At 73.9% G+C, this 13,432-nt stretch carries 10 protein-coding genes and 1 tRNA gene; 6 read left to right on the top strand and 5 right to left on the bottom strand.

Annotation, left to right across the window (positions count from 1 at the left end; translation table 11 throughout):
• Positions 1-11 precede the first annotated feature (11 nt).
• Both ACFVVX_RS04440 and ACFVVX_RS04435 read right to left on the bottom strand, forming a co-directional pair.
• Complete coding sequence (locus ACFVVX_RS04440; RefSeq protein WP_387941262.1) at positions 12-542, bottom strand: FHA domain-containing protein; 531 nt, start codon at positions 540-542, stop codon at positions 12-14.
• A 46-nt stretch (positions 543-588) separates the two neighbouring features.
• A complete protein-coding gene (locus ACFVVX_RS04435) occupies positions 589-1,476 on the bottom strand; it encodes an FhaA domain-containing protein (RefSeq protein WP_387941260.1) in 888 nt (295 codons plus the stop codon).
• A gap of 417 nt (positions 1,477-1,893) precedes the next feature.
• On the opposite strand from ACFVVX_RS04435, the gene ACFVVX_RS04430 reads away from it, so the two are divergent.
• Positions 1,894-1,977: transfer RNA gene (locus ACFVVX_RS04430), tRNA-Leu, on the top strand.
• A gap of 110 nt (positions 1,978-2,087) precedes the next feature.
• On the opposite strand, the gene ACFVVX_RS04425 is transcribed toward ACFVVX_RS04430, so the two are convergent.
• Together ACFVVX_RS04425 and ACFVVX_RS04420 are read right to left on the bottom strand one after the other, a co-directional pair.
• Positions 2,088-3,233 (bottom strand): sensor histidine kinase, encoded by a 1,146-nt coding sequence (locus ACFVVX_RS04425; protein WP_387941258.1) that lies wholly within the window; start codon positions 3,231-3,233, stop codon positions 2,088-2,090.
• Positions 3,230-3,883, bottom strand: a complete 654-nt coding sequence (locus tag ACFVVX_RS04420) for a response regulator (RefSeq protein WP_387941315.1) — start codon at positions 3,881-3,883, stop codon at positions 3,230-3,232. The genes ACFVVX_RS04425 and ACFVVX_RS04420 overlap by 4 nt, the downstream gene beginning before the upstream one ends.
• Positions 3,884-4,275: 392 nt before the next feature.
• Here ACFVVX_RS04420 and ACFVVX_RS04415 point away from each other — a divergent pair, with 392 nt between their 5' ends.
• Both ACFVVX_RS04415 and ACFVVX_RS04410 read left to right on the top strand, forming a co-directional pair.
• Positions 4,276-6,105 carry a phosphatidylglycerol lysyltransferase domain-containing protein gene (locus tag ACFVVX_RS04415; protein WP_387941256.1) on the top strand — a complete coding sequence of 610 codons (1,830 nt, stop codon included), beginning with the start codon at positions 4,276-4,278 and terminating at the stop codon, positions 6,103-6,105.
• Between the two features lie 207 nt (positions 6,106-6,312).
• Positions 6,313-7,089 (top strand): hypothetical protein, encoded by a 777-nt coding sequence (locus ACFVVX_RS04410; RefSeq protein WP_387941254.1) that lies wholly within the window; start codon positions 6,313-6,315, stop codon positions 7,087-7,089.
• A gap of 21 nt (positions 7,090-7,110) precedes the next feature.
• Here the strand turns inward: ACFVVX_RS04410 and ACFVVX_RS04405 are convergent, their stop codons facing one another.
• The gene (locus ACFVVX_RS04405; RefSeq protein WP_387941252.1) at positions 7,111-9,963 is read right to left on the bottom strand and encodes a SpoIIE family protein phosphatase; all 2,853 of its coding nucleotides are present in this window, start codon (positions 9,961-9,963) and stop codon (positions 7,111-7,113) included.
• A gap of 278 nt (positions 9,964-10,241) precedes the next feature.
• Here ACFVVX_RS04405 and ACFVVX_RS04400 point away from each other — a divergent pair, with 278 nt between their 5' ends.
• The 3 genes from ACFVVX_RS04400 to ACFVVX_RS04390 all read left to right on the top strand — a co-directional run bounded on the left by ACFVVX_RS04400 (position 10,242) and on the right by ACFVVX_RS04390 (position 13,429).
• On the top strand, positions 10,242-11,405 hold the full coding sequence (locus ACFVVX_RS04400) for a rhodanese-like domain-containing protein (RefSeq protein WP_387941250.1): 1,164 nt from the start codon (positions 10,242-10,244) through the stop codon (positions 11,403-11,405).
• Between the two features lie 75 nt (positions 11,406-11,480).
• Positions 11,481-12,140: a DUF5819 family protein gene (locus ACFVVX_RS04395; protein ID WP_387941248.1), complete on the top strand. Its 660-nt coding sequence runs from the start codon at positions 11,481-11,483 to the stop codon at positions 12,138-12,140.
• A complete protein-coding gene (locus ACFVVX_RS04390) occupies positions 12,137-13,429 on the top strand; it encodes an HTTM domain-containing protein (RefSeq protein WP_387941246.1) in 1,293 nt (430 codons plus the stop codon). Before ACFVVX_RS04395 ends, ACFVVX_RS04390 begins: the two co-directional genes overlap by 4 nt.
• Positions 13,430-13,432: the final 3 nt, after the last annotated feature.

The following is a 13,432-nucleotide window of genomic DNA, read 5'->3' as shown; positions in this document are numbered from 1 at the left end:
CTCATGCGCTACTACTTCCGCAGTTCGATGACGGTCCTGCCGATACGGATCGGCATGCCCGGCTGGAGCGGCATCGGCGCGGTCAGGCGCTGCCGGTCCAGATAGGTGCCGTTGGTGGAGCCTAGATCCTCGACCGTCCACTGCCCAGTCTGATCCGGATAGATCCTGGCATGCCGGGAGGACGCGTAGTCGTCGTCCAGCACGATGGTGGAGTCGTGCGCGCGGCCCAGGGTGATGGTCTGGCCCTGCAGCGCGACGGTGGTGCCGGCCAGCGAACCCTGCACCACGACCAGCTGGGTGGGGGCGCCGCGGCGGCGCCCGCCGCCCTGGGTCTGGGTGGCCGGGGCGCCCTGCGGCTGCGGGGCGCGCCCGGGCGCGGGTGCGGGTGCGGCGGCGGCCGCGGCAGCGCCCCGGCGGGAGGACCGGGGGTTCACCCTGGTCCCGAACAGGTCGCTGCGGATCACCTGGACCGCGACGATGACGAACAGCCACAGCACGGCGAGGAAACCCAGCCGCATGACCGTCAGGGTCAGTTCTGACATGGCCGGCCCGCCCGTGAGTGAGCGAAGCGAGCGAACAAATCGGACACTACCCTTCGACCTGTCGGTAGACGATGGTGGTGGAGCCCACGACGATTCGCGAGCCGTCGCGGAGCGTAGCGCGCTGGGTGTGCTGTCCGTCCACCACGATGCCGTTGGTGGAGCCCAGGTCGAGCACCATCGACGGGGTGCCGGGACGGATCTCGGCGTGCTTGCGGGAGACCCCGGGGTCGTCGATGCGCACGTCCGCCTCGGTGGAGCGGCCGAGCACGCAGGCGTTCCCGGTGATCTGGTGGCGGGCGCCGTTCACCTCGATCCAGCGCCGCACGGAGGTGCCGTGGCCGGCGCCCGGGAACGGGCGCACGTTGCCGGCGGCGGGGGCGGGCTGACCCGGGGGTACGGCGGGCGGCGCGGCCGGCGGCGGGGGCGCTCCGTAGGGGGCGGCGTTCTGCTGCTGCCACGGTGCGCCGGGGGCCTGGGCGGCCGGCGGGCGGCCGTAGCCGCCCTGGGTGGGCTGGTGCGGGGCCGGCGGGGCCTGCGGGGGCGCCTGCTGCTGGGGCTCCTCGGCCGCGAGGGTGCGGCTGCGCACCCGGTACAGGCCGGTGTCGAGATCGTCGGCCTTCTCCAGGTTCACCTGCAGCGGGCCCATGAAGCTGTACCGCTGGGCCTCGGCGTACTCGCGGACCATGCCGGCGAGCTCGCTGCCCAGTTGGCCGGAGTAGGGGCTCAGGCGCTCGTGGTCGTGCGGGCTCAGCTCGACGATGAAGTCGTTGGGCACGACGGTGCGGTCGCGGTTCCAGATGCTCGCGTTGTTGTCGCACTCGCGCTGCAGCGCGCCGGCGATCTCCACGGGCTGGACCTCGGATTTGAACACCTTGGCGAAGGTGCCGTTGACGAGACCCTCGAGTCGCTGCTCGAACTTCTTCAGCACTCCCACGGGGCACCCCCTTCCAGGGTTTCGTTCGCCTGCCTGCCGACCGGATCCCGGGGAGCCGGTCGCGCCTACTTGCGGTACTTCCGTACTGATCGTATCCACGCCCGGGCCATCCGTACGGTTCCCGTGGCCGTGTGGTGCCCGGGGTGGGCTCGGACACACAGGGTGACGCATGACTGCGGCAGCATGCCAGGGCTACCCGTCCCCGGGGCCCCTCATCCCTCGCTCGCCTGTTCGCCGGGCAGCCGTTCGGATGCGTTCGGCCTCCCCGGGAAGCGGATTCGGAGGTGACCCGCAGGTCGTGCTACTGTTTTCCACGTCGGAAGGGGCACCCGCAAGGGCGCCGGATCGAAGAGCCGCGAACGCCATATGGTAGCGAGCAGCTCGGTTGATCGGCTGGCATCTACGACAAACACCCATGCGCGGGTGGCGGAATAGGCAGACGCGCTGGATTCAGGTTCCAGTGCCCGAAAGGGCGTGGGGGTTCAACTCCCCCCTCGCGCACAGCGAAACCCCGCAGATCTTCGGATCTGCGGGGTTTTTTTGTTGTCCCGGCCCCGGACTCCGGACTTCTGGCTACCGGCTACCGGACCCGTTCCGGGTGCGGCCGCGGGTCAGTCCCGGGTGGCGGGCAGGTCGGCGCGGACCGTGAAGCCGCCCTCCGGGGTGGGGCCGGCGGCCAGGGTGCCGCCGAGCAGCTGGGCGCGCTCGCGCAGGCCGACCAGGCCGTGGCCGCCGCCGGGCAGCGGCTCGCCGGGCACGGTCGGGGGCGCGTCGTTGTGGACCTCCACCTGCAGCCGGCGGCCGCTGGTGCCGACCCGGACGTGGACGGTGGCGTCCGGCGCGTACTTGGTGATGTTGGTGAGCGCCTCCTGGACGGTCCGGTAGGCGGCCCGTTCGACCGCCTCCGGCCAGGGGCGGTCGCCGGGGGCCAGTTCGCTGTCGGCGGCCAGGCCGCTCTCCTCGATCAGCCGGGGCAGGTCGGCCAGCCGCGGCTGCGGGGCCAGTGGGGCGTCCGGGCGCAGTCCGGCGCCGCGGAGCACGCCGACCATCTGGCGCAGCTCGTCGAGGGTGCGCACGGACAGCTCGCGGATGGTGCGGGCGGTGGTCGCGGCGGCCGGGTCGGCGGTGCTCACCTGGAGCGCGCCGGCCTGGATGCTGATCAGGCTGACCTGGTGGGAGACCACGTCGTGCATCTCCCGGGCCAGTCGGCCGCGCTCGCTGATCAGCACCCGCTCGGCGAGCAGCCGGCTCTCGCGCTCCTGGCCGCGGGTCAGTTCGTCCAGCCGGGCGGCCAGCTCCCGGCGGGTGCGGGAGAGCAGCCCGGTGGCGGCCGGGCCGGCGGCCAGCATCACCGACTGGATCGCGTACAGCGCGGTGTCCCGGCTCGGTTCGAAGCTCTGGTCGGACAGCGGCCAGTGGAAGAACTCGACCAGCGCGAACAGGGTCGCGCAGGGCACCACCACCCGGGGGGCGGGGCGCTCGGCGGCGACGGTGTAGACGGCGGTGATCGGGGCGAGCCAGATGTCGTCGATGTAGCTGCCGGGCATGGTCAGCAGCAGCACCGTCACCGGGAAGCGCCGGCGCCAGAGCAGCACCACGGCGGCCGTGGCGGAGAGCAGGACCTGCCACCAGGGGGCGTCCCTGGCCACCAGCGCGGCGTCCACCAGGGAGTAGAGGGCCGGCAGCAGCAGCATCAGCCAGGGGGCGGTGGCCCAGGCCGGCAGCCGTCGTGCGGGGGCGAGGTCGGCGCTGGTCATGCCCCGTTGCCGGGTTTGGGCCGGACCAGGCCGGCCCGGTGGGCGACCACGGCGGCCTGCACCCGGTTGGCGGCGCCCAGCTTTCCGAGGATCGCGCTGATGTGGTCCTTGACCGTGCCGGTGCCGAGGAAGAGCCGGTCGGCGATCTCCGCGTTGGACAGGCCCTCGCCGAGCAGGGCGAGCACGTCGAGCTCCCGGCCGGTGAGGGTGCGGGCGAGTGCGGCGGCCTCGGCGTCCGGACCGCCGCCGTCCACGTAGCCGCCGATCACGGTGCGGGTGACGGTGGGGGAGAGGATGTTGCCGCCGGCCGCGAGCACCCGGACGGCGTGCACCAGCTGTTCCGGGGCGGTGTCCTTGAGCAGGAAGCCGGCGGCGCCGGCCCGCAGCGCGGTGCCGATGTACTCGTCGGTGTCGAAGGTGGTGAGCATCGCCACGGCGGGAGGGTCCGGAAGGGCGCGGAGCCGGCGCAGCACCGAGATGCCGTCCAGGTCGGGCATCCGGATGTCGAGCAGCACCACGTGCGGGCGCAGGCGCTGGACGTGGTCCTCGGCCTGTCCTCCGGAGCAGTCGCCGACCACCTCCAGGTCGTGGGCGGAGCCGACGATGAGGCCGAGGCCGGAGCGGACCAGGATCTCGTCGTCGACGATCAGCACGCGGGTGGTGGTGATGGTCCCTCCTCGGGTCGAGCGGCCGGCTCCGGCCGCTCCGCATGGGTGGATTCGAGACTAGGGCCTGTCGTCAAACTCCCGCCTGCGCGGCGCCGCCGGGCCCGCCCGTGCGGCGCCGCCGGGCCGGGTGGGCAGCGGGTACGCCCGGCCGAACGGGCGGTCGTCCGGGCACCCCCGCCGTTCGGCGGGGGTCGGAATCGGCTACCGGGTTCACGCAATTCTCACCCGCGGTGCGGAACCATGGATTTGGCTGGCCCTTCGCCGGTTTTCCGGCCGTGGCGAGGGTCGCTGGTCAGTCCGTCGGGCCCGTGCGGGCGCCCGGCGCCGGGCCGTGTGCGGATGCGCCCCACCATCTGATCGTTTGGAATTGAGCTGTGTCGTCCACTGTGAAGTCGGACCCGTCCGCCGCGTCCGCCGGGCCCCGGCCCGTTTCGCCGCTCGAGCGCTGGCGTCCCAGGGCCGCCGCGGCCACCGTCTGGTACCTGCGGCTGCTGGCCCTGCTGAACCTCGCGACGGTGCTGCTGGTGCCGTTCCGGGACCAGGTCCAGACGCACAACGAGGGCGAGTACTTCACGCCGTACCTGATGACGGCCGGCCTCGCCAGCGCGGTGCTGTCGATCTTCCTGGCGATCGCGATGCGGCGGCGCAAGCGGGCCGCGTGGATCTTCAACCTGGCTCTGGCGGGGCTGTTCGCGACGCTCTACCTGATCGCGATGGTGCTGCCCGGCGAGCACTTCAGCCACCACCCGCTGAACTACTTCTCCACCGTGCTGACCTGTCTGTTCGTGCTGGCACTGCTGGTCGGGCGGAAGGAGTTCACCTCCAAGGGCGACCGCTCCAACCCGAAGACCGCGGCGGCGGCCTTCGTGGCCGGCCTGCTGTTCGGCGGCGGCGTCGGGGCGCTGCTGGTCTGGATGAACAACAGCCTCAAGGGCGCCGACTTCTGGGACCTCTTCCGCTACTCGGTCGGCCGGATGATCACGATCACGCCGTCCGAGCACCTGCGCTCGGTGATCTCGGCGCCGACCTGGGTGAACGCCTTCATCAACGCGATGGGCGCGGTGCTCTTCCTGCTGGTGCTCTACGTGGCGTTCCGCAGCCCCAAGGACAAGGAGCTGCTGAACCCGGAGGACGAGGAGCGGCTGCGCGGGCTGCTGGACAAGCAGGGCGAGCGGGACTCGCTGGGCTACTTCGCCCTGCGCCGGGACAAGGCGGTGGTCTTCTCCCCCAGCGGCAAGGCGGCGGTGACCTACCGGGTGGTCGGTGGTGTCTCGCTGGCCTCGGGCGACCCGATCGGGGACCCGGAGGCCTGGCCGGGGGCGATCGAGGCCTGGCTGTCCGAGGCCAGGGAGCACGCCTGGGCGCCGGCCGTGATGGGGGCCTCCGAGGAGGCCGGGGTGATCTACGCCCGGCACGGGCTGGACGCGCTGGAGCTGGGCGACGAGGCGATCGTCGAGCTGGACGAGTTCTCGCTCGACGGCCGGGCGATGCGGGTGGTGCGCCAGGCGTACAACCGGGTCAAGCGGGCCGGGTACACCGTGCGGATCCGGCGGCACCAGGACATCCCCGAGTACGAGATGGCCGAGCTGGTGGCCAAGGCCGACCAGTGGCGCGACGGTGCCACCGAGCGCGGCTTCTCGATGGCGCTCGGCCGGCTGGGCGACCCGGGGGACGGGCGCTGCGTGATGCTGGAGTGCCATGACGGGGACGGCGAGCTGAAGGCGCTGCTGAGCTTCGTGCCGTGGGGTGCGGACGGGCTCTCGCTGGACCTGATGCGCCGGGCCCGGGACACCGAGAACGGCCTGATGGAGTTCATGGTGATCGAACTCCTGCAGCGTGCGGAGGAGGTCGGCCTGGCCCGGGTCTCGTTGAACTTCGCGATGTTCCGCTCGGTTTTCGAGCGCGGTTCGCGTCTCGGCGCCGGACCGGTGCTGCGGCTGTGGCGCTCCGTACTCGGCTTCTTCTCGCGCTGGTGGCAGATCGAATCGCTGTACCGGGCCAACGCCAAGTACCGGCCGATCTGGGAGCCGCGGTATCTGCTCTTCGAGAAGAGCAGCGAGATTCCGCGGATCGGCATCGCCAGCGCCCGTGCCGAGGGCTTCATCACCGCGCCGAGCCTGCCCGCCCTGTTCCGTCGCCGACACTCCGGACCCGCCGTCGCGGCGCCCCGGGTGCCGACGGCGGCGCGGGATGGGAAGGGGTAGTTCCTCCGCCGGGGGGCGGAGGAGACCGGGTCGTCCGGTTGGGGGTGTCTCGGGGTGTTCTCTCCCCCCAGAGGATGACGCCGTTCCACCTTTTATGCCGATGTGGATTCATTAATCGGCTTCTAATGTTGGGGTAGTCGGGAAGGCGTTTCGCGGCTTCGGGGATTTGGAGAGACTGTTGTGATTCACAGGACCCACGCGGGGGGCGTGCGAAAGGGGCCGCTGGCTATTGCCGGAGCGGCCGCTGTCGCCGAGTGGGGGACGCTGTTCGGGACGGTTCGCGAGCAGGTGCTGCGCAAGAAGTTCGCCGCCGTTCCGCTCGCCACCACGGCGACCTGTCTGATTCTGCTGTTCAGCATCGTGCAACACCTGCCGGGCGGGGAGCGGCTCGTCACCCACATCGGGGTGGTGAAGGCCGCGCTGCCGCTGGACGTGTCGCTGTTGCGCACACCGCTGTCGTTGTACGTGCCGGCGCTGGACCTGCCGGTCTGGGGCGCGCTGGCCCAGGTGTTCGTGGTCTTCGGCATCGCCGAGATCGTGCTCGGCCGGCGGCTGACCCTGGTGGTCGCCTACGTCTGCACCCTGGCGGGGACGCTGTTCGCCCGGGTCGGGGTGGCGATCGGGCCGGACCACATGTTCGGCTTCCCCAAGTGGGTCGCCTACGTGCGGGACACCGGGCCGTCGGCCGCGGTGGTGGCGCTGGCGATCTGCATCGCGTTCCGCTGCCGGGCCTGGTTCACCGGCGGCCTGGTGGTGGTGCTGATGGTCGGCGAGGCGGTCGTCCTGCCGAACCTGGCGGGTCTGGAGCACGTGGTCGCGGTGATCACCGCGCTGTTGATCGCCGTCTCGGTGGAGGTGTTCGGGGACTTCTGGCCGCGGGTGCTGGCCGGGGTCGTCGCCGCGACCTCGGTGGCCACCGCCGCCTCGAAGGAGGTCGCGGCGGAGGCCCGGCGCCGGGCCTCCGCGGGGGCGGCGATCCCCTGAGCCGCCGCCCGGCGCCTGTGGTCAGGCGCCGGGCGCCTTCGTTGGCAGCGGGAGTTCGAACCAGACCACCTTGCCGACGGCCTTGCGGGCGGTGCCCCAGCGCTCGGCGAGCTTGGTGACCAGGGTCAGGCCCCGGCCGGTCTCGCCGAGCTGCTCGGCGGGCTCCAGGGACGGCAGGTTGTGGTTGTCGTCGCTGACCTCGACCAGCAGCTTGTCCACCCGGATCAGCTGGAGCTGCACCCGGTCCCGGGCGACCCTGACGGCGTTCGTCACCAGCTCGCTGACCAGGAGCTCGGTGGTGTCCGCGAGTGCCTCCAGGTGCCAGCCGGCCAGCTGCTCGCGGACCAGCGCGCGGGCCCGGCGGACCTCGCGGTGGTCGACGGTGAGGTCCCAGGTGGCGACCTCGGTCGGGGAGACGCCGTCGAAGCGGGCCACCAGGAGGGCGACGTCGTCCTTGCGGTCGTCCGAGTGCAGCCGCTCCAGCACCACGTCGCAGGCCTCCTCGGGGCTGCGCTGCGGGTCGATCAGGTTGCCGCAGAGCGCGGCCAGGCCCGCTCCTATGTCGCCGCCCCTGACCTCGACCAGTCCGTCGGTGCAGAGCACCAGCATCGAGCCGTCCGAGACGTCGATGGTCTTGGCGACGAACGGCACCCCGCCGACGCCGATCGGCGCCCCGGCCGGGATCTCCAGCAGCTCGCCGGTGCCGTCGGGGTGGACCAGGACCGGCGGGACGTGTCCGGCGCTGGCCAGCTCGCACGTCCGGTTGATCGGGTCGTAGACCGCGTACAGGCAGGTGGCGAGGTGGTCGTCGCCGAGCTTGTGGGCCAGGTTGTCCAGGTGGCGCAGCAGCTGGCCGGGCGGCAGGTCCAGCGCGGCGAGGGTCTGCATCGCGGTGCGGAAGCGGCCCATCGCCGCGGCGGAGTGCAGACCGTGGCCCATCACGTCGCCGACCACCAGGGCGACCCGGCTGCCGGGCAGCTGGATCGCGTCGAACCAGTCGCCGCCGACCTCGGCCTTGGAGTCGCCCGGGAGGTAGCGGTGGGCGATCTGCACGCCGGGGATCTGCGGCGGGCGGGTCGGGATCATCGAGCGCTGCAGGGTGGTGGCGACCCGGGCCTCGGCGCGGTGCAGCCGGGCGTTGTCCAGGGACAGCGCGGCGCGGGCGGCCAGCTCCTTGAGGGTGGCGGCGTCGCCCTCGTCGAAGGGGTCGCGGTCGGGCAGCCGCAGCAGTTTGAGGATGCCGAGCACGGTGCCGCGCGCGGAGAGCGGCACCACCAGCATCGAGCGGCCGGAGACCACCGTGGCGAGCCGGGCGCCGCCGAGTGCGGCGGCGTAGTCGACGGCGACGTCCTCGCTGACCACGGGGACCAGCACCGGCTGGTTCTGCTGGAGGGCCATCCCGGGCGGGGTGCGGCGGGGCATGGCGACCAGGGCGCCCTCGGGGAGCACGTGGTCCCACTCGCCGGCGGACTCGTTGGAGGCCAGGGCGACCCGGCGGAGCATGGTGTCGTCGTCCGGGCGGGCCGCGGGCAGCTCGGAGTCGGAGATCAGGCCGTCCAGCAGGTCGACGCAGGCGAAGTCGGCGACCCGGGGGACGAGCACCCGGCAGAGCTCGTGGGCCGTGAAGCCGAGGTCCAGGGTGGTGCCGACCTTGCCGCCGACCTCGTTCAGCAGGGCCAGCTGCTCGCCGGCCTGGCCGTTGGTGACGAAGGGGCCGAACCGGCCGCCCTGGGGTGCGCCGCCCTCCCGGCCGAGGGACGACAGGGTGCTACCCGCCGGGGCCGGGACGGCGGGCCGGTCGGCCGGCGGGGCGGTGCTCTGGCCGGTGCCGGGGGCGCCGGTGCCGGGGACGGCGTCGGCCCGGCGGGTCTGGTGGCCGTTGGCGGACGGCTCGACGGCGGCCTGCTCGATGGTGGCGCCTCCTCTGGGCGGGGCCGGGACGGACGGACCGGCGCTCGCCGACGCGCCGCTCACGGCGCCGGCGGGCTGCGCGGCCGGCTGGGCGGGCCGGTCCGCCGCCTCGCGCTGGCCGGGCAGCGGGCCCGCCGGACGGCGGCCGGGGGCGGACTGCTCGGGCTGCGGCGGCGGACCGAGCCGGGCGGCGCGCTGCTGGGCGGTGGGGTAGCGGCGGCCCAGCCCGGCGGCGGCGTGGGCCGTCCCCGGCTGGGCGTCGGCGGGCAGGACGGGCAGCACGGTGCTCGGGTCCAGCCGCAGCGCGGGCAGGCCGCCCCGGTCGAGCCCGCCCAGCAGGGCGGCCCGTCGGCCGGCGCCGGCCGGCAGCAGCCGGGCGAGCGGCTCCGGCACCGGGCGGCCGGGCGGGGTCAGGGCGGCGGAGAGCCGGTGGAAGCCGCCCCGGGCGGCGGGCGCGGCGGCGAACGGCAGCAGGCGCTCGCCCAGGGCGAGCCGGGGGCCTGTCGAGCGCAGCGGGCGGGCGTCGGCGGCCAGCGCCAGCAGGCCGCCGCCCGGGCCGGGCAGCGGGTAGGCCCACCAGAGCACGTCGCGCAGGTGCTCCTCGCGGTCGATCACGGGCATCTGCCCGGCCCACCCGCCGCCGGTGGCGGCGGTGAGCCCGGCCAGGGTGTCCAGCGCGTCGCAGCGGCGGCGGGCGGCGGCGGCCGGGCCGGGGATGCTCCGCGGCTCGACGGCGGGTAGCAGGCCGGTCGCGGGGCGGTCGTGCGCGACCTCGGCGCGGTGCCCGAACAGCTCCTCGGCGGCCCTGCTCCACTGGGCGATCCGCCCTGCCCCGTCCACCAGGACGAGGGCGAGCCGCACCAGGGCGACCACGCCTGACGGCTGGTCACCAGGCGCGGGCCCGGCGCCGTACCCCGTCGCGGGGCCGGCTGGAAGCGGTGTGGAGTTGGGCTCGTCCGCCATGGATTCGGTCTGCTCCCGCCTGGCCGCCACGCCTGGAGGCGGCCGTTTCTGTGGAGGAAGGCACGCTGTGCGGATACCAGCGAAGCACGGACAGGGCTGGGCTCGATAGCGAAACGGGGAGATTCATCCATATCAGTTGCGTGTCACACGGGGTGCGCTGCTGCGCACTCCCCGTCCACCCCGTCGGAGCAGCGCGCGCGGGGGTAGGGTGGCAGGCCGGGCCGCCCCGCGGGGCCGGTACGCAGCAGGGGAACAGCAGGACGAGACAGAGGCGAGAAGTGAGCGCGCAGAGCCCCGTCCGCTGGACGGACCCGGAGCAGCAGGAGCTGGAGGAGCGGGTCGCCGCCGCCGAACTCGCCTGGCTCACGATGGACGTCGACATGCAGACCCTGCGGGTCGAGATCGACAACTTCGCCCTGATCCACCACCAGTTGCTCGGCCCGCTGTACGCCCGGCTGGACGAGCTGGACGCCCTGGTCGCCGAGACGGTGGCCGCCCGTACCGGGCACCCGGAGGACCGGCGACGGGCCGCCGAGGCGCGTCAGCGGGTGGACGAGCTGCCGGACCTGGACGCGCTGTTCGACAGCGTCCAGGAGCAGGACGCCGCCCCGCCGCCGGCCGCGCCCGCCAAGGTCAGGCCCGGCCGGGACGCCCAGCGGCTCTACCGCGAGCTGGTCCGCCGGGCCCACCCGGACCTGACCACCGACGGGGCCGAGCAGCAGCGCCGGGCCGTCTTCATCGCCCGGGTCAACGAGGCCTACGCGTACGGCGACACCGCCGCGCTGGAGCGGCTGGCCGGCGAGTGGTCCACCGCGCCCGAGGCCGCACCCGCCGAGGACTCCCCCGACCGGCTCGGCTGGCTGCGCCGACGGCTGGAGTGGCTCACCGCCAAGATCGCCGAGACCGCCACCGAGCAGGTCCGGCTGGAGAACACCGCGATGGGCCAGCTGCTGGCCCTCGCCCCGCAGGATCCGGACCGCCTGCTGGAGGAGCTGGCCGAACAGCTGCTCGCCAAGGCCGCCGCGCAGCAGGCCGAGCTGGAACGGCTGCTCGGCGGCGGGCCGGTGGGGGACAATGGCGGTGCCCAGACCGAGCCCCAGGAGAACCAGACGATGTTCGCGCAGATCCCCACCACCGACGCCGCCTCCGTGCCCGTCGACGCCGCCCTGCTGGACGTCCGCGAGCAGGACGAGTGGGACGCCGGGCATGTGGAGGGCGCCCTGCACATCCCGATCGGCGAGGTCGTCGCGCGGCTGGGCGAGCTGCCCGAGGAGGGCACGCTGTACGTGCTCTGCCGGGTCGGCGGGCGCTCCGCGCAGGTCGTCCAGTACCTGGTCCAGCAGGGCCGGGACGCGGTCAACGTGGACGGCGGCATGTACGCCTGGAAGGACGCGGGCCGTCCGATGGCCGCCAGCGGCGGCCGGGACGCGTTCGTCCTCTAGGGTCCGCCGGTAGGGCAGGATGGGCGCGCGACCGCGCCGGAGCCGGACGGCCGGCGCCCGACCCCGGGGGACTGCATGGCGGAGAGCACGGACGCGCCGCCGGACGGGCGGACCTGGTCCACGCCCGCGCTGGCCGTGCTCTGCCTGGCCTCGGCGGTCCTGCTGTCCGCCACCGGGCTGTTCCTCGGCGCGGTCTTCCTGCACGTCGCGCCGGCCAACTCGCTGTCCCGGGAGTACCGGGACGAGGTCGACGGCCTGGTGTACCCGGAGTTCGAGCAGAACTGGAAGCTGTTCGCGCCCAACCCGCTGCAGCAGAACGTCGCCCTGGACGCCCGGGTGCGGACCGTCGCGGACGGCGGGGCCACCCGCACCCTCGACTGGACCGGCCTCACCGCGCAGGACATCGCCGCGATACGGGGCAACCCGGCGCCCAGCCACGCCGACCAGAACCTGCTGCGCCGGGCCTGGGACTTCTACGACGGCTCGCACAGCGCGCAGGACGAGTCGCCGGCCAACGGGCGCGGCAGGCTCGCCGAGCAGTACCTCAAGCGGATCGCGCTGCAGCGGATCGGCCGTACCGCCGAGGGCGGGCGGATCCTGGAGATCCAGTTCCGGGTGACCACCACCACCGTCCCGCCGCCGGACTGGAGCGGGGAGAACCCGCCGCCGGCGCCCCGGGTGCGGGAGCTGTTGTGGTGGCCGGTGAACGACGAGGACTACCGGGGGCTCGGGTGAACGAGGTGTCGCCGGCGCCGGACCGGGCGGCCGACCACGGGTCGGAGCCGCTGCCGGAGCCGCAGCCGGAGCAGCTGCCGGAGCAGCGGCTGCTGGAGGGGATCCCGCGGCAGCCGGCGGCGCCCGGGGCGGAGCCGGCCCGGGCGGACCGGGGCCCCGGCCCCGGGGAGCTGTTCGCCCGCGCCTTCGCCGCGTTCACCGGGCGCGCGCTGGGCCCCTACCAGGCGGCGGTGGTGCGGATCGGCTTCGGCCTGGTCTGGCTGGCCTACCTGCTGCGGGAGTGGCCCAACCGGCGGCTGCTGTACGGCGACCGCTCGCCCTGGTCGCTGGACCTGGCCGAGCAGCTGCTCGCCGACAACGGGGCGCTGACCGTGCTGCCCTGGTTCGGCGGGCGGCTCTGGTTCGAGCTGGTCTACCACCTGGCGGTGCTGGCGGCCGTGGCGGTGGTGCTCGGCTGGCGGACCAGGGCGGCCACCGTGCTGTTCCTGGTCACCGTGCTGTCGGTGCAGAACCGCAACGTCTTCCTCGGCGACGGCGGGGACAACGTCGTCCACCTGATGGCGGTGTACCTGGTCTTCACCCGCTGCGCCGCGGTCTGGTCGCTGGACGCCCGCCGGGCGGGGCCGGGCCGGGCGGGGCCGGCGCTCTGGTCCGGGCTCGGCGCGGCGCTGCTGGTCTGCGGCCTCGGGGGGTTCTCCGGCGGCAGCCTGGCCTGGACGGCGGCGGCCTTCCCGTACGTCGGCTGGGCGCCGCTGTTCTGGGGCCTGTGGGCGGTGGCCGGAGTCTGGTGGGCGCTCGGCAGGTGGCGGCCGGACGGTGAAGTGCGGGCGGTGCTCGACGCGCTGGCGAACATGGTGCACAACTGCGCGATGCTGGTGATCGCCACCGAGGTGGTGCTGATCTACGCCACGGCCGGCTGGTACAAGGTGCAGGGCTCGCGCTGGCAGGACGGCACCGCGCTCTACTACCCGCTGCACCTGGACTACTTCACCCCCTGGCCGGGGCTCTCCGCGCTGGTCGGCTCGGCGCTGCTGCCGGTCTTCCTGATCTCCTACGGCACGGTGATCGTGCAGGTGGCGTTCCCGTTCACGCTGATCAGCCGGCGGGTCAAGAACGTGCTGCTGGCGGTGATGATGGCCGAGCACCTGGGGATCGCGGTGCTGCTCGGGCTGCCGGTCTTCTCGCTGGCGATGATCGCGGCGGACGCGGTCTTCCTGCCGACCGCCGCGCTGCGCTGGCTCGGGGCGCGCGTCGGGGACGTCCGCTCCCGGAAGGCGCCGCTCCCCTAAGCT

This window comes from Kitasatospora sp. NPDC058170 (assembly GCF_042883905.1).
Classification (GTDB): Bacteria; Actinomycetota; Actinomycetes; order Streptomycetales; family Streptomycetaceae; genus Kitasatospora.
This window is presented reverse-complemented; position numbering and strand designations above follow the sequence as displayed.